This window comes from Marinobacter sp., from assembly GCF_034669625.1.
Classification (GTDB): domain Bacteria; phylum Pseudomonadota; class Gammaproteobacteria; order Pseudomonadales; family Oleiphilaceae; genus Marinobacter.
The window spans coordinates 174715-189877 of record NZ_JAXMOY010000002.1; the positions used below are offsets into that span (position 1 = coordinate 174715).

General features: G+C 54.4%; 16 protein-coding genes. 12 read left to right on the plus strand and 4 right to left on the minus strand.

From position 1 onward, the window contains the following. The first annotated feature begins 32 nt into the window (after positions 1-32). Complete coding sequence (locus VOI14_RS02795) at positions 33-1211, plus strand: fatty acid desaturase (protein WP_323750508.1); 1179 nt, start codon at positions 33-35, stop codon at positions 1209-1211. 82 nt (positions 1212-1293) lie between these two features. On the opposite strand, the gene rsmD is transcribed toward VOI14_RS02795, so the two are convergent. Continuing rightward, complete coding sequence (gene rsmD / locus VOI14_RS02800) at positions 1294-1932, minus strand: 16S rRNA (guanine(966)-N(2))-methyltransferase RsmD (protein WP_323750509.1); 639 nt, start codon at positions 1930-1932, stop codon at positions 1294-1296. Between the two features lie 159 nt (positions 1933-2091). On the opposite strand from rsmD, the gene ftsY reads away from it, so the two are divergent. The 8 genes from ftsY to VOI14_RS02840 all read left to right on the plus strand — a co-directional run bounded on the left by ftsY (position 2092) and on the right by VOI14_RS02840 (position 10326). Then, on the plus strand, positions 2092-3333 hold the full coding sequence (gene ftsY, locus VOI14_RS02805) for a signal recognition particle-docking protein FtsY (RefSeq protein ID WP_323750510.1): 1242 nt from the start codon (positions 2092-2094) through the stop codon (positions 3331-3333). 27 nt (positions 3334-3360) lie between these two features. Next, positions 3361-4053, plus strand: coding sequence for a cell division ATP-binding protein FtsE (gene ftsE / locus VOI14_RS02810; RefSeq protein WP_323750511.1), 693 nt, complete (start codon positions 3361-3363; stop codon positions 4051-4053). After that, on the plus strand, positions 4043-5050 hold the full coding sequence (gene ftsX / locus VOI14_RS02815; RefSeq protein WP_323750512.1) for a permease-like cell division protein FtsX: 1008 nt from the start codon (positions 4043-4045) through the stop codon (positions 5048-5050). Before ftsE ends, ftsX begins: the two co-directional genes overlap by 11 nt. A 205-nt stretch (positions 5051-5255) precedes the next feature. Next, positions 5256-6116 carry an RNA polymerase sigma factor RpoH gene (gene rpoH / locus VOI14_RS02820; protein ID WP_323750513.1) on the plus strand — a complete coding sequence of 287 codons (861 nt, stop codon included), beginning with the start codon at positions 5256-5258 and terminating at the stop codon, positions 6114-6116. Between the two features lie 246 nt (positions 6117-6362). Then, the gene (locus VOI14_RS02825) at positions 6363-7274 is read left to right on the plus strand and encodes an NAD(P)-dependent oxidoreductase (RefSeq protein ID WP_323750514.1); all 912 of its coding nucleotides are present in this window, start codon (positions 6363-6365) and stop codon (positions 7272-7274) included. A gap of 22 nt (positions 7275-7296) precedes the next feature. After that, positions 7297-8076 carry a hydroxypyruvate isomerase gene (gene hyi, locus VOI14_RS02830; protein WP_323750515.1) on the plus strand — a complete coding sequence of 260 codons (780 nt, stop codon included), beginning with the start codon at positions 7297-7299 and terminating at the stop codon, positions 8074-8076. 104 nt (positions 8077-8180) lie between these two features. Further along, positions 8181-8861, plus strand: coding sequence for a response regulator transcription factor (locus tag VOI14_RS02835; protein WP_133007660.1), 681 nt, complete (start codon positions 8181-8183; stop codon positions 8859-8861). Continuing rightward, positions 8848-10326, plus strand: a complete 1479-nt coding sequence (locus tag VOI14_RS02840; protein WP_323750516.1) for a HAMP domain-containing sensor histidine kinase — start codon at positions 8848-8850, stop codon at positions 10324-10326. Before VOI14_RS02835 ends, VOI14_RS02840 begins: the two co-directional genes overlap by 14 nt. A gap of 2 nt (positions 10327-10328) precedes the next feature. Here VOI14_RS02840 and VOI14_RS02845 read toward each other — a convergent pair whose 3' ends face one another. Continuing rightward, entirely contained in the window at positions 10329-10610 is a 282-nt protein-coding gene (locus VOI14_RS02845) for a hypothetical protein (protein WP_323750517.1), read from the minus strand. Between the two features lie 293 nt (positions 10611-10903). Here VOI14_RS02845 and greB point away from each other — a divergent pair, with 293 nt between their 5' ends. Next, positions 10904-11416, plus strand: a complete 513-nt coding sequence (gene greB, locus VOI14_RS02850) for a transcription elongation factor GreB (RefSeq protein ID WP_323750617.1) — start codon at positions 10904-10906, stop codon at positions 11414-11416. 109 nt (positions 11417-11525) lie between these two features. After that, the gene (locus VOI14_RS02855; RefSeq protein WP_416361379.1) at positions 11526-11999 is read left to right on the plus strand and encodes a hypothetical protein; all 474 of its coding nucleotides are present in this window, start codon (positions 11526-11528) and stop codon (positions 11997-11999) included. An 11-nt stretch (positions 12000-12010) separates the two neighbouring features. Here VOI14_RS02855 and VOI14_RS02860 read toward each other — a convergent pair whose 3' ends face one another. Both VOI14_RS02860 and VOI14_RS02865 read right to left on the minus strand, forming a co-directional pair. Further along, on the minus strand, positions 12011-12322 hold the full coding sequence (locus VOI14_RS02860) for a site-specific integrase (RefSeq protein WP_323750518.1): 312 nt from the start codon (positions 12320-12322) through the stop codon (positions 12011-12013). A 149-nt stretch (positions 12323-12471) separates the two neighbouring features. Next, a complete protein-coding gene (locus tag VOI14_RS02865; RefSeq protein WP_323750519.1) occupies positions 12472-12732 on the minus strand; it encodes an acyl-CoA-binding protein in 261 nt (86 codons plus the stop codon). Positions 12733-13074: 342 nt separating this feature from the next. Here VOI14_RS02865 and VOI14_RS02870 point away from each other — a divergent pair, with 342 nt between their 5' ends. Further along, complete coding sequence (locus VOI14_RS02870) at positions 13075-15009, plus strand: fibronectin type III domain-containing protein (RefSeq protein WP_323750520.1); 1935 nt, start codon at positions 13075-13077, stop codon at positions 15007-15009. Positions 15010-15163 lie beyond the last annotated feature (154 nt).

Genomic DNA, 15163 nt, shown 5'->3' on the forward strand with positions numbered 1-15163 from the left:
GGTCGAAGTAGATTGATTTTTGAGGAAAGTATATGTGGTTTAATGGTCTTTTAGACCTTTCCGTGTGGCAGTTGATTGCAACTGTTCTTGTGATGACACACATCACAATCGTCAGTGTAACGCTGTATCTGCATCGACATTCGGCTCACAACGCTCTGGATTTGCATCCGGTTCTAAAACATTTTTTCCGCTTCTGGTTGTGGTTGACCACAGCCCAGAACACCAAAGAATGGACAGCCATTCATCGCAAGCATCACGCCAAGTGTGAAACCGAAGAAGATCCCCATAGCCCGGTTGTTCTGGGTGTCCGTAAGGTGCTTTTTGAAGGCGCCGAGCTTTATGCTGCATCGGCCACCCCCGAGATCCTTCAGCGTTATGGCCAGCGCACGCCGGAAGACTGGATCGAGCGTAAGGTGTATACCCCGCACAAGTTTATGGGTATCACGTTGATGGCGGTGATTAACTTGGCGTTGTTCGGTGTTAACGGTATCTGGATTTGGGCGCTGCAGATGATGTGGATCCCGGTTTGGGCGGCCGGCGTTGTTAACGGTATTGGCCACTATCTGGGTTACCGCAACTATGAATGCGCGGATAACGCACACAACATTTCACCGTTGGGCATTCTGATCGGGGGTGAGGAACTGCATAACAATCACCACACCTATCCGAACTCGGCGAAGCTGTCCCGTCGCTGGTTCGAAGTGGATATCGGTTGGGGGTATATCCGCCTGTTCCAGGTGTTTGGTTTGGCCAAGCCCAAAGGGTATCGCCCGATTGCGCACCATGTTCCCGGTAAGCTGGAGGTGGATGTGGAAACCGTGCAAGCCATCGCCAACAACCGTTTTGACATCATGCGCCAATACCGCAAGCGTGTGATGAAACCGGTGTTGCGCCAGCAGCGCTTGGTGATGGATGAGGACATCCGTCCAATGTATCGCAAGCTGAAACGTTTGTTGCATCGGGAAGAAGCACTCATCAAGCCGCGTGAGAAGGCGCACCTGGAAACCGTTCTGGAGCATAACGAAATTCTCCGTCAGATCTATGACAAGCATCAGGAACTGCAGCTTCTGTGGCGTCAGCGCGGCCTGAAACCTCAGGAAAAACTGCAGGCTTTGATGGATTGGTGTAAGGATGCCGAGGCGAGTGGTATTCGGTATCTGGAAGAGTTTTCAGCGCACCTGCGGGCCTATTCGCTGCGCCCTGTGAGTTGATTGACCGCTGCATTGAAAAAAGCCCGGGTGACACTGTCATCCGGGCTTTTTTCGTTTGAAGTATGGGGTTCTTTTGTTGACCTTATTCCGAGTCCGCCTCGGCGGTCACGCGATACAGGCTGTAGTTCACCTGCCCCGCGGTTTTTTGGCGGTGCAGTTCCCAGTTTTTCGGGGTCGGTGGGGTGCGCAGTTCACTTTCATGTTCCACGTAAACCCAGCCTCCGGGCTTTAGCCATTGTTGTGCGTCCAGCAGCGGGAACAGTTTTTCCAGCCAGCCTTGGCGAAAGGGTGGGTCCATAAACACGATGTCGAACGGGGGCTGTTGGCGGTGGCTCAGGAACCGCTCAACATCTTGGCAGATCACGGTTCCCTGCTCGGATTTCAGAACCCTTAGGTTGTCCCGTAGCGCTTTGGCCAGTGCAGGGGTGTGGTCCACCAGCGTAGTTTGTGCAGCCCCGCGAGACAGGGCTTCGAGGCCCAGCGCGCCAGAGCCGGCAAACAGGTCCAGGCAATCGCTGCCGGCCACTTGATAATTCAGCCAGTTGAACAGGGTTTCCCGGATTCGTGCGGGGCTCGGGCGTACGCCGCCGACATCCGGAAACCGTACTTTACGGCTGCGCCAGTCACCGCCGATGATCCGTAACTCGCCGCTGCCGCCTTGGCCAGCGCTTCTTGAAGCGCCAGAGTCAGGTTTTCTGGGGGCTGGTTTACGTTTCGCCATGATCTGCTCCGCGGTGCTGGAAGGAGTGTGAATTTGGGGGGTCATAGTACCGGAAAGCCAGAACCGAGCGATAATCGCGCACCTCATCACTTAGCGCCGGCAGTCTGCTAGAATGTGCGCTTTCTTTCGCGCGCCCATTTTCAGATAGATGGTAAGACTATGACGGCAGAGTGGATTTCAATTGGCCTGTTGGCCCTTCTTGTTCTTTTCTTCGTGCTGGATGTTGCCAGCAATCGTAGGCGGATTCCGCGCCCGAAAGCGGTCCCGCAGCGCAAGCCGGAAATTGCCAAGGGCCCTGCGCCAGTAACAGACGCTGAGGATAAAGCAGTCGAGCCGGCCGCAGACGTTAAGCCGGAAGCGCCGGTTGAAGAGCCCGCGGTCGTTGAACCCGAGGTTGCTCCGGAGCCGGAGGCAAAATCTCAGCCAGAGCCAGAGCCAGAGCCAGAGCCAGAGCCAGAGCCAGAGCCAGAGCCAGAGCCAGAAATCAGTGTCTTCGAACGCATCAAGAAAGGTTTGGGGAAAACTCGCGCCGGCTTGACCGGTGGTCTTGCGGATTTGTTCTCCGTTGGCAAGAAGATCGATGAAGACTTGCTGGAAGAGATTGAAACGTCATTGCTGATGGCGGATGTCGGGGTTACGGCCACGTCTGAAATCATCGATTCCCTGACAGCCAAACTCGAGCGCAATCAGCTCAAAGACGGTGAAGCCTTGCGCAAGGCGCTTCGGGAAGAGCTGCAAGGGCTGTTGAAAGACGTTACCAAGCCTCTGGAAATTGACTCCGGTAAAGTGCCCTATGTGATCCTGGTGGTCGGCGTAAACGGCGTGGGCAAAACCACGACCATTGGCAAGCTGACTCGTAAATTCCAGAGCGAAGGCAAGTCTGTGATGCTGGCCGCCGGTGATACCTTCCGGGCCGCTGCAGTAGAACAGTTGCAGGTGTGGGGCGAGCGCAACGATGTACCGGTTATTGCTCAGCATACCGGTGCGGACAGTGCGTCGGTGATCTTCGACGCCATTGAGTCGGCTAAAGCTCGTGGGACGGACGTTCTGATTGCCGATACCGCCGGCCGTTTGCAGAACAAAGACAATCTGATGAACGAGTTGACCAAGGTTGTCCGGGTTATGAAGAAACTGGATGAATCCGCACCTCACGAAGTAATGTTGGTGCTGGATGCCGGTACTGGCCAAAATGCTTTGAGCCAGGCTCAGGTGTTCCAGCAGGCGGTTGGTGTGTCCGGTATTACCTTGACGAAACTGGACGGCACCGCGAAAGGCGGTATTGTGTTTGCGATTGCGCGTCAGCTGCAGCTGCCTATTCGTTACATTGGCGTGGGTGAGCAGGCGGAAGATTTGCGCACGTTCGATTCGGAAACGTTCGTCAGCGCGTTGTTCGACGACTGATACACAGGCTCAGGAGCCTCAGCCCCGATGATAGAGTTTCGTCAGGTAAGTAAGCGCTACGACTCTGATCACACCGCCCTGCGTCAGGTGAATTTCCATCTGGGGCGGGGTGAGCTGGCGTTTCTGACCGGCCACTCCGGCGCCGGTAAAAGCACCCTGTTGAAGCTGATCATGGTGATGGAACGGCCGTCTGCGGGTGAAGTGGTCGTCGGCGGTCAGCGCCTTAATAGTCTGCCCAAACGACAGATTCCTTACATTCGGCGCCACATTGGCGTGGTTTTCCAGAATCACCAATTGCTGTTTGACCGCACCGTGTTTGACAACGTGGCCATGCCGCTTGAAGTGATGGGTGTCGCACCGCGAGACATCGGTCGACGGGTGCGGGCGGCTCTGGACAAGGTCGGGTTGCTGAGCAAAGAAAAAATGAATCCCATGCAGCTCTCCGGTGGTGAGCAGCAGCGCGTCGGTATTGCCCGGGCAGTGGTTAACAAACCACCGGTGCTGCTGGCGGATGAGCCTACCGGTAACCTCGACCCGCAATTGTCGGCGGATATTATGCAGCTGTTTACCGAGTTCAGTCAGGTCGGTGTGACGGTATTGATCGCAACCCACGACATTGCTCTGATCAACCAAATGGGTCGTCGTCGGCTAACGCTGGATCACGGTGAGTTGATCGCAGGCGGCAGCGCATTGGTCGGGGGAGGTTTGAATGGCCGCTGATCCGCGACAGAAACCGGACAACCCCCGTGGGGCTGCCGCACGTACGAAATCCCCGATTAATAATCAGGCCAGAAGTTATCTGGATCACCATCGCAAGGTGGCCCGAGCGTCTGCTCAACGTTTGCTGAAGACTCCGATCGCCAGTCTGATGACATGGACGGTGATGGGCGTAGCGCTGGCCTTACCGGTCGCCCTGTTGTTACTGCTTACCAGTTTGCAGGGTGTGAGTGCCGGTTGGGAGAGCAGTGCCCGGATCACGACGTATTTGAGTATGGATACGTCAGTACAGCAGGCTCGTGAGATCGCGCGTGAGATAGACAGTGACGGCCGGATTGTGTCGGTTGAGCTGGTGGAGCGGGACCAGGCCTTGGCCGAGTTCAGGGCGGCCTCTGGCTTGGGGGATGCGCTGGATTTCCTGGGTGATAACCCTTTGCCTCACACCTTATTGATTACTCCTCAGGAGAATGCGCGCACCGCCGCGAGCGTGCAAGCGTTGGTGGTCTTTATTGAAGGTATGGGGCGGGTGGATCAAGTTCAGGTCGATCTGGGTTGGTTGCAACGTTTGAATGCCATGACTGACATTCTGGCTCGAGCCGTGTGGGCTTTGTCACTGTTGCTGGGCGCCGCGGTTATTTTGGTGATTGGTAATACCGTTCGTTTAGCGATCGAGAATCGCCGCGACGAGATCTTGGTGGCGAAACTCGTGGGCGGTACGGATGCGTTTGTGCGCAGGCCGTTCTTGTACGTTGGCGCTTGGTTTGGTCTGGGCGGCGGCATAGTGGCTTGGGTTTTGATTCAGGCGTCGTTGTGGTGGCTTAACGGCCCGATCGAACGGTTAGCAGCTTTATACCGGAGTGAGTTTGCTCTGCAGGGGCTGGGCTTTGACGGGGCGGCAGCATTGATTATCATCGCAATGCTGTTAGGCTGGTTGGGCGCTTGGGTGGCGGTGAAGCGTCATCTGGATGATATCGAGCCGGGTGAGATTGCCGGAGGGTAACGCAGGTCGCGGGAATACCTTATTGAATTTAAAGCTTGATCTGGCGTAGTTTGGATGAACGATATAACGCTTGAAGCAAGCACGTTGAGTTTTCCAGATGTCTGATAATTAACGTTTTACTGGGATTCTCTGGAACTTATTAAGATCTTGGCGGTCTTGCAGTTTGTTGATATATTTTAAGACCGTCAGGTTCGGAGGATAAAGCATGGGTACGAGTTTACAGCTGGCTGACAGACTGGTTCCGGGCGCGAATCTAGAATCCTATATTCAGGCGGCAAGCCGCATTCCGGTTCTTACTGTGGAAGAAGAGCGGGATTTGGCGGAAAGGCTGCATTATGACGGTGATGTGGAAGCTGCCCGTCAGTTGGTGCTTTCTCATCTTCGGTTCGTGGTCCATATCGCCCGCAGTTATTCGGGCTACGGTCTGGCTCAGGCGGATTTGATTCAGGAAGGTAACGTAGGCTTGATGAAAGCCGTGAAGCGCTTCAATCCGGAATACGGTGTGCGCTTGGTATCGTTTGCCGTCCATTGGATCAAGGCTGAGATTCACGAGTTCATTTTGCGTAATTGGCGCATCGTGAAAGTAGCGACAACCAAGGCACAGCGTAAGTTGTTCTTTAATCTGCGCAGCCAGAAGAAGAAGCTGGCGTGGTTGAACCACGATGAGCTGAATGCGGTTGCGGAAGATTTGGGTGTTGAGCCGAAGGTGGTTCGCGAGATGGAAGGCCGGTTGGCTTCCCGCGATGCGTCGTTTGATGGTCCGATGGACGATGATGACGATGCAGTTTATCAGGCGCCTGCTCATTATCTTGAGGATCGTCGTGCGGATCCGGCTGTGCAGCTTGAGAATTCCAACTGGTCTGAGGATTCCAATGGCCGTTTGATGCATGCTTTGAGTGCGTTGGATGAGCGTAGTCAGGATATCCTGCGGGAGCGTTGGTTGACGGACAGTAAGTCGACGCTGCATGAGCTGGCGGACAAGTATGGTGTTTCTGCTGAGCGGATTCGGCAGTTGGAAAAGAACGCCATGAAGAAGATTAAGGCTCAGATGACGGAAGCGGCCTGATCGCCCTTTTGTTTTGAGTGTTTGAAAACGCCACCACCGTTTCGCGGTTGGTGGCGTTTTTGTTTGTATAATCGACGTATCTGTTACAAAACATGCCTCGGCGCAGAAGGGGTTGGGACACTCTTTCCAAAAACCGCTCCTTCGGCACGTCCGTGTGGCGCTTCTGCTCCGCCATCCATGGCTGCGCACATTTTTGGAAAGAGTGTCCCAACCCCTTTGCCAGACATTTGAGTGGGATTCCAGAAGATGACTATAGACCTTCCTCGTATCGCTTTCCTCGGTATTGGCCTGATGGGTGCGCCCATGACCAGAAACCTGCTGAACGCGGGTTATCCAATGACGTTGTGGAACCGAACGGAGAGTAAATGCGAGCCGTTTACCAGTGAAGCCACCATCGCCAAGTCACCCGCCGAAGCGGTAGCCGATGCGGATGTGGTCATCACCATGCTGGAGAACGGGCAGGTGGTGGACGATGTCTTGGTAGGGCTGGGGGCTATCGCCGCGTTGAAGGACGGCGCGCTGCTGATTGATATGAGTTCGGTGCAGCCGTCGGTGGCACGTGGTCATGCGGCCTTGGCGGCGGAGCAGGGTGCGGGGTATCTGGATGCGCCGGTTTCTGGTGGCACGGTGGGTGCGGCTGAGGCTCGGTTGAGCATTATGGCGGGTGGTTCCGAGGCGGATGTGGCTCGGGCGCTGCCGGTGTTTGAGGTGCTGGGGAAGTGTATCCGCATTGGACCGGTGGGTGCTGGGCAGCTTGCTAAGTTGGCGAATCAGGCGATTGTCGGGATTACCATTGGTGCGGTGTCTGAAGCCTTGTTGTTAGCGGCCAAGGGTGGTGCGGATCCGGCTGCGGTGCGAGAGGCTTTGATGGGCGGGTTTGCCGGGAGTCGGATTCTGGAGCTGCACGGCCAGCGCATGATTGATCGGGATTTTGCGCCGGGTGCGCCGGCGCGGATTCAGTTGAAAGATTTGCGCATGATTCTGGATGAGGCGCGTGCAGAAGGGCTGACGCTGCCGTTGTCGCAGCAGGTACATAATGAATATTTATCGCTGGTGGCGAACGGGCACAGTGAGGTGGACCACAGTGGGCTTTTGCTGGAATTGGAACATCTGAACGGGACGTTGCTGGGCTCTCTGGGTCGCGGGCCCAAGGAATAAGATTCGAAATCAGGAGATTGCTATGCCCCGTTTTGCCGCCAATTTGTCGATGTTGTTTACTGAGGTGCCGTTTCTTGAGCGTTTTGCCAAGGCTCGGAGCGCCGGGTTTAATGGCGTTGAGTATTTGTTCCCGTATGAGTGGCCTGCCGAGGCGTTGGCCGCGGAGCTAAAGACTAACGAGCTGACTCAGGTATTGTTTAATCTGCCGCCGGGGGACTGGGGCGCAGGGGAGCGGGGGATTGCCTGTTTGCCGGACCGGATTGAGGAGTTTCGCGCAGGGGTTGACCAAGGCATTGCGTACGCGAAGGTCCTCGGATGCAAGCAGTTGAATTGTCTCGCGGGGCTGAAGCCCGATGCACTAAGTGAAGACGAAGCCTGGCGCACGTTGGTGGCGAATGTGCAGTATGCTGCGGAGCGCTTTGCCGAGGTCGGACTGACGTTGTGCCTTGAGGCGATCAACTCGCGAGTGGATATGCCCGGTTTTATGCTGGATACCACCGGTAAGGTGATGGCGCTGATCGAAGAAGTGGATGCTGATAATGTACGTTTGCAGTATGACATCTACCACATGCAGATCATGGAAGGGGATCTTGTCCGTTCCATGGAGTGTTTGCTGCCATGGATTGCCCATGTGCAATTTGCCGATAACCCGGGCCGGCATGAGCCGGGTACCGGTGAGATTAACTTTTCGAATGTTTTTACGGCATTGGATAACATGGGGTTTGAGGGCTGGGCCAGCGCTGAGTACAAGCCTTCGGCGATGACCGAGCAGACACTGGGTTGGTTCGGTGACAATGCTTGACCGTCGCCAGACGCGACACCCTCTTACAAGATCGTAACTGGCCCGAGCTGCTGGTTCTTCGTAACCTTAGAGTTAATGTAATCCGCTATCAGGAGGACTCACCGGTGAAAGCACTGGTAATCGAAGACGATCAGGATGTAGCAAGTTACCTGGTAAAGGGGCTGAAGGAATCCGATTTCGTAGTGGATCATGCTGCCGACGGTAAAGACGGCATGATGATGGCTGCGAGTGAAGAATACGACATCATGATTGTGGATCGTATGCTGCCTGGCATGGACGGCCTTTCCATCATCAAGACCGTACGGGCAACCGGTAATCAGGTTCCGGTGCTGATTTTGAGTGCTTTAGGTGACGTGGACGACCGGGTGGAAGGGCTGCGTGGCGGCGGTGATGATTACTTGACCAAACCGTTTTCGTTCACCGAATTGCTGGCGCGGATTGAATCGTTGGTTCGTCGCAATCGACAGGCAGCAGAAACTGAAACCGTGCTGAAAGTGGCGGATCTGGAGATGGACCTGTTAGCGCGTACCGTCAAGCGCTCCGGCCAGAACATTGATGTCCAGCCACGTGAGTTCCGGTTGCTGGAATACCTGATGCGTAATGCTGGCCAGGTGGTCACCCGGACCATGCTGCTGGAGAAGGTCTGGGACTATCATTTCGATCCCCAAACCAACGTGATTGACGTGCACATCAGTCGTCTGCGCGCGAAGATCGACAAGGAATTCGACACCCCCTTGCTGCAGACGGTTCGGGGTGCGGGATACATGTTGCGTGAAACTGCTTAGTCAGCTCAGAACGTCGTCTTTCCAGCTGGCGCTGCTGTATATGGTGGTGTTTGCCACCTCGGTATTTTTGCTTCTGGCATTTATATACTGGCGCACAGCTGGATTCATGACCGCTCAGACTGATGAAACGATTGAGGCCGAGATTGCAGGCCTCGCGGAGCAATACCGGGGGCGAGGCGTTAACGGATTGATCACCATCATCCGGGAACGAGTCGCACGAGACCCCAACGCTAAAACGGTTTACCTGCTGTCTACTGATGATCAGCTAAAGCTGGCGGGTAACATCGAGGCTTGGCCGGACGGAAGTCGCACGGCAGAGAGTGGCTGGATTAACTTTACTCTGGACTCCAGTTTGGGCTGGCAAGGCCCGGAACGTTTAGCGCGTGCCCGCATCTTTGACGTGCAGGGCGGCCTCCGTTTGTTAGTGGGGCGCGACGTTGATGAATTAACCAACGTTAAACGCGTGATCGAAGGGGCAATCAACTGGGGTATGGGTATCACCCTTGCGCTGGCCCTGTTGGGCGGTTTCTTGATGAGCCGAAGCACCACGCGCCGAATTGAAGTGATCAACAACACCTCCCGCCGTATCATGAACGGCCATCTTTCGTTAAGAATCCCCACCCGCGGTACCGAAGACGATTTCGACCAGTTGGCTGAAAACCTGAACCAGATGCTCGACCGTATCGTGTATCTGATGGAAGGTATCCGGCATGTTTCCGACAGTATTGCCCATGATTTGAGAACCCCGCTCACACGGCTACGCAACCAGTTAGAAAGAACTCTGATTTCTGTAGACAATGACGAGGCCCGGGAACAGGTCGGTCGGGCAGTGGGCGAGGCGGATCAGCTGTTGTCCACGTTTAATGCGTTGTTGAGAATTGCTCGGTTGGAAACGCGCGGTAATACAGCGGACATGAAAGTGATCTCGTTGGATGAGTTGGTGGGTGATGCCTGTGAACTCTATGAGGCGCTGGCAGAAGATAAAGATCAGCAGTTCAAGCAGGTGATGGAGCCCAAGGTGATGATCGAGGGCGATCGGGACCTGCTGTTCCAGATGGTGAGCAACCTGATCGACAACGCGATCAAATACACGCCGGAACAAGGGGGTATTGTGGTCGTGGTTCGTAAAGAGGGATCCAGTGCGATTTTTGAAGTTCAGGACTCCGGGATTGGTATTCCGGATGAAGAGAAAGACCAGGTGTTTCAGCGTTTCTACCGGGTTGGTAAGAGTCGTTCGTTGCCCGGTAACGGTTTGGGCCTGAGTTTGGTCAGTGCGGTGGCGGAAATCCACCATGGGGAGATTTTGCTGAGCGATAGCCATCCGGGAGAAGAGATGCCGGGGCTGACGGTCGCGGTAAAAATGCCCGGGTTCACGGGTATAAGAAAACGTATAAAAGCGGCTCAGGCAGAACAGGCCACTGACGGCGCGGATGAGGCCCGCTCACCCGCAGACAGTCAGGCGTAAACTCAGTGGCTGGCGCGGAAACGGTTAACCTGCGCCAGTAGTGGGCTGAAAATCGCTTCAGCGCGCTCTTCAACTTGCTTGGTCAGAGCTTCAAACTGAGCACGGCGGTGATCTACTTTCACCTGCAGGCTATCCCACTCACCTTCCAGATGCTTCTGCTCAGCCATCATAAAGGCCGCGATGTTGTGGCGGTTCACCTTGTTAGTGATGCCGAATTCTTCCAATTTGAAACCTAGGCTATCAACGCCTTCTAGGGCCAGGTTCAAAATCTTTTGAGTGTTCATATTGGTGTCTCCAAAAATGATGAGTCAGGGTCATTGGGAAGGGAAATTAGCGATAGTGTCTAGAGTGTGCAACCTAATTCCCCTTGGTCAAAGAACGCCTCACCTCTTTCTAAAAGGTAATGCGGTGGCCACGGCGGGGTAATGGTCACAATGCATAATAGTTAGTGTAGATGAAGAAGTCGGCCCGTTAAGGTTGCTTCTTCCTCCAGCACAGCGCTAGCCTTATACCCCGTGATCCACGGGGTTTTTTTATGCCCCCACATTTTTCAACCAGCTTTGAGCGCAAGAGCATCATGGTGAAACCAACATCTTCCGGGCACCCGCCCCGCTACATCACACCGGACGGCGAACAAGCGCTGCGCGAAGAGCTTCAGTACTTGTGGAAGGTCAAACGCCCTGAGGTGACTCAAGCCGTTCGTGAAGCCGCCGCACAGGGCGATCGCTCTGAAAATGCGGAATACATCTACGGCAAAAAACAATTGCGGGAGATTGATCGCCGCGTCCGTTTTCTCAGTAAGAGGCTGGACGAGTTGACCGTGGTAGATCGTCTGCCGGAAGACCAGAGCCGCGTGTATTTTGGTGCCTGGGTAACGGTTGAGGATGAAGAGGGTGAGGAACAAACGTACCGGTTGGTGGGGGCTGATGAGTTTGATTTGAGTAAGGGCTATTTGAGTATCAATGCACCACTGGCACGAGCACTGATTGGTAAGTACCTGGACGACGAAGTGTCGGTGAAAACACCGGAAGACTGGAAAACCGTAGTCATTACCGGAATTCGATATAACTCTGACACGCCAGGTAAGTGAGAAAAGTCACAAAATCGTCTAATTGGTGAGCGATTAGTCGATTTGGGCGATACACTGATCAAAATTTGTCACCCCAGAGAGGGTGAGCGATCTGATCAGGATGATTGTCATGAATGCCGCAAATTACATCATCGGAAAACGTGCAAGCTTGGGCCTTTGGAAGACGGGTATCGGCCTGATGTTGGGGTGGGGAGTTTCGATGTCGGCTCTCGGGCAGTCAGACCTCAGCGATAACGATGCTCCGGTGTTTGAATACGAAGAGCGTTCCACCCTCGACACCATCCCGTTCAGCTCGATGGATGAAGACGTCTTGGCGAACACCGTTATAAAAGGCGGGCTAGCTGCGCCAGCCGCTGGTGTGCCTGTGCAGTCGGGTAAAGATGCTAATTTCTATCTCGACCCGTTAGCGCTGCAACCGCGAGACGAACGTACCGATCTGGGGCGTTCTGAGATTCCAGTGGATATTCGATTCGCGAACCCGAAAGTGGTGCCGGGGCAGACCCACAGCAATAACTACTTGATCCGCCCACCTGAGAACCGCACCTACGACGCACTTAATGTGAATATGATCGAGCGCCCCTAACTGCTGCTGGGTTATGCGGCGGCGCTATCCGGTTGGGTAGGCTTGCTCAGTACATCGTCATAGAAAAATTCGAGAGCGTGCTTGGCTTGATTGAGCCTCGCTCGTGACACTCGCAGGTGTTCGTTCAGATACTCGAAAAAGTGCGCCTGATCTTCTTCCGACAAGGTGCTGGGGTCTTTCAAGTCGTGAAACAGCACGAAACGACTGATCCAGTGCAGGTAGGTTTGTTCTGCCCGCTGGTTAAGTTCGCGTTTGTGGATAGCAGCCTGAACAAGGCATACCAAGCCGGGGCGTGATTGCTCCAGCGCTTCAGTAATGTTCATTTGTATGGTCTTCCGAATGACTTGTTGTTCTTATGGTGCGCGCATCATATGACAAACGTTTGAAAGGCGCAAAGGTGAGGCGGGAGAGGTTAGGTCGAGAATTGAGCAGCGGTCGCCGGTAGAGACCTGCGACCGCGATTGAAACGCTCTTACTTCAGCGATTCCAGCTTGTCGATGTACTGCTGCATAGCTTCTTCGCTGGAGGTGCCTTTCAGCTTTTCCCACGCGTCGTACTTGGCGCGGCCCACGAAATCCATCATGCCTGGGCGTTTGCCGGTGGCATCACCTTCGGTGGCTTGCTTGTACAGCGCATAGAATTCCAGCTTGAGTTCGTTGGATGGCTGGAAGTCGCCGTCGGCACTCTTGATGTAGTTTACCGACTCTTCAAACTTGGCTTTCAGGTCACTCATTGTTGTGTTCCTTGGTCTGAATGGTTGTTTCTTATCAGGGTTACCGAAGTATAGCTTTGGGCACCAGCTCCGTCATTGACTAAAAGAGCGTTCCAATTGGCATTACGGCAATCTAGCAAAAGTTTGCCCGAGTGCGCATTTTGAGCTGGTCCGAACACCTCAGCACCGCCTTTGACGTGGATTGTTCAGAACGTAGCAAACGGCAGGGCCTTCTTTGCGAAGTCATCACGGCCTCAGTAAGCGGAGGGAGCCGTTTATTAACGTTTTTAGCGTCTTACATTAAACCGTAACGGACTTTTCGTTAACTGGTAGGGCTTATCCCTGTAACCAAAGGAGATTGAAATGCGGGACTTCCCTACAACCCGTTCGGTTATGTTGCTGTGCGGCATACTGCTGCTTTCCGGATGCAACGGTGATAACAGTGAGGACAACGGTGACGAGATTTCCGGTAACCCGCCAGCTGAGCAGAGCAGCTATTCGTTATTGACCGATCCCTTCCTGCAATTGCCGACCCACAATTCCGTCAATGTCGTCTGGTTCACCAGCTTTGAAGGTCAAGAACATCGTCTGGACTACGGCAACGATATTACGGTACCGGCGCAAACCGTCAGGCTGGATCGAATGATGGAAGATGCGGCATCCCAGCGTGACGGCGTGACCTATGAAGGTGTAACAGAGCGCGCTGTGTTCCGGCACGAGGCGACGGCCACTGGTCTGGCTGCTGGAGAGCGTCTCGACTATCGGGTGACCAGCGTTGATCCAGATGGCAGGGAAGTTACCAGCGACATTTATACGCTGGCGGCTGCGCCCTCGCCCAACCAACCTCTGAAAATCCTTCTGACCTCTGACATGCAGTCCAAGGTTAACGCCCCTGCAAATTATCAGCGTGTGGTTGATACGGTGGGAGTTCCGGATGCGGTATTTTTTGCGGGTGACTTCGTCAACGTTCCTGATCGGGCGTCTGAGTGGTTCGATCAGGCCAAAGAGGGCGCGCCAGCGTTCTTTCCATCATTGCAGGGCCGAGCCCAGCAGTTGATGCCCGACGCCCCCTATGCCGGTGGTGAGATACTGCAGCATGCCCCCTTGTTTGGGGCAATAGGCAACCATGAGGTTATGGGGCGGTATCTCCCGGAGGCTGAAGGCTATACGTTAAATGGTGCCTATAACGACCCCCAGCCCCGCTGGTACGCGGAAATTGCCTACGAGGAGGTCAGGGAGGGCGTTAACCCCGGAGACGATCCTGAGGTAAAGGCTAGCTGGATTGCTGATCAGTCGCACAACCAGCAGAGCTTTCTCGATATCTTTTCCTTCCCGGACGATGGCCCTGGGAATGAGGAATATTACACAGCGTCTTTCGGCGATGTATTTCTGATTTCGATGAATGTTTCCCGCATCTGGAGATCCTGGAGCGTCAACGGCGAGAATCGGAGCAAGTTTGTGGAACCGCTTGGCGATCTTGAGAATCCCCAGGCTTGGGGGTTTGGCGAGTTCATGTTCGAACGTTTCGACAAGAATTCCGAACAATTTCAGTGGCTGTCGGAGGTGGTACAGTCTGATGCCTTCCAACAGGCCCGCTACAAGGTAGTTATGGCCCACCAGGGCGTTTTTGGATTGGGTGATAATACGGTGCCAGTACTGGCGGACCCCATCATGCAGTTGGTTGAGCCTGACGGCGAAGGTGGTGAGAACATCGTTGAACTTCCGTTCCCCATCAGTCCGGAAGACTGGCAGAATGAGGTGATACCGAGACTGCCGTCCATTAGCGAAATTCGTTATCAATATCCGCTGACCAACGACATATGGTTCAACGACATTGAGCCTTTTCTGGTCGAAAATGGCGTAGATCTGGTTGCCATCGGACATTCCCATGTCTGGAACCGAAGCAAGGTAGGAGACATGCACTATCTGGAAAGCTCCAACGTGGGCAACTCGTATGGGGCCTATTATGTCGACCATACGGGTGCATACCAGAAGGATGTCCGTGCTAGCTACGCTGACTTCTGGGCAGATGTGAATTCTGATGAGCCGCGTTGGAATATTGAGAATTACCCCCCCAATGGTGATCCTCAGGATCGGGATATGGCTTTCCCATCGGTGTTCAGCCCCATGAGCCTTGAAAGCGAGGCTTATCCGGAGTTGCCTTTCCTGGCGACGAATAACCTGAGTAGCTTTTCCATTCTGGATACCGGCACCGGCACGGTGAAAAGCTACGTATTCGATCCGGCGGACCGGGAAGGTGAGGTGCGGTTGTTTGATGAATTTTCCATCGATAACTGATTGGCTGGGGGGCGTCTTCACTTTAGTGGACGTTCCTAGCCTAAACTAAACACCTTGATCTGATCATCAAGCTGGGTCCTGTGCAGAGCCTCTGGGCCCAGCTTGATGGCAGGTATGCTCGTGAAGGCCGTTCTCGGAGTTTTCAGGGTCGTAT

Excerpts from the sequence above, each read along its gene's own strand:
- ftsE (WP_323750511.1), top strand. The coding sequence starts at position 3,361 with ATGATAGAGTTTCGTCAGGTAAGTAAGCGCTACGACTCTGATCACACC.
- VOI14_RS02870 (WP_323750520.1), top strand. The coding sequence starts at position 13,075 with ATGCGGGACTTCCCTACAACCCGTTCGGTTATGTTGCTGTGCGGCATA.
- VOI14_RS02795 (WP_323750508.1), top strand. The coding sequence starts at position 33 with ATGTGGTTTAATGGTCTTTTAGACCTTTCCGTGTGGCAGTTGATTGCA.
- rsmD (WP_323750509.1), bottom strand. The coding sequence starts at position 1,932 with ATGGCGAAACGTAAACCAGCCCCCAGAAAACCTGACTCTGGCGCTTCA.
- VOI14_RS02855 (WP_416361379.1), top strand. The coding sequence starts at position 11,526 with ATGAATGCCGCAAATTACATCATCGGAAAACGTGCAAGCTTGGGCCTT.
- ftsY (WP_323750510.1), top strand. The coding sequence starts at position 2,092 with ATGACGGCAGAGTGGATTTCAATTGGCCTGTTGGCCCTTCTTGTTCTT.
- VOI14_RS02865 (WP_323750519.1), bottom strand. The coding sequence starts at position 12,732 with ATGAGTGACCTGAAAGCCAAGTTTGAAGAGTCGGTAAACTACATCAAG.
- ftsX (WP_323750512.1), top strand. The coding sequence starts at position 4,043 with ATGGCCGCTGATCCGCGACAGAAACCGGACAACCCCCGTGGGGCTGCC.
- VOI14_RS02860 (WP_323750518.1), bottom strand. The coding sequence starts at position 12,322 with ATGAACATTACTGAAGCGCTGGAGCAATCACGCCCCGGCTTGGTATGC.
- hyi (WP_323750515.1), top strand. The coding sequence starts at position 7,297 with ATGCCCCGTTTTGCCGCCAATTTGTCGATGTTGTTTACTGAGGTGCCG.
- rpoH (WP_323750513.1), top strand. The coding sequence starts at position 5,256 with ATGGGTACGAGTTTACAGCTGGCTGACAGACTGGTTCCGGGCGCGAAT.
- greB (WP_323750617.1), top strand. The coding sequence starts at position 10,904 with ATGGTGAAACCAACATCTTCCGGGCACCCGCCCCGCTACATCACACCG.
- VOI14_RS02845 (WP_323750517.1), bottom strand. The coding sequence starts at position 10,610 with ATGAACACTCAAAAGATTTTGAACCTGGCCCTAGAAGGCGTTGATAGC.
- VOI14_RS02825 (WP_323750514.1), top strand. The coding sequence starts at position 6,363 with ATGACTATAGACCTTCCTCGTATCGCTTTCCTCGGTATTGGCCTGATG.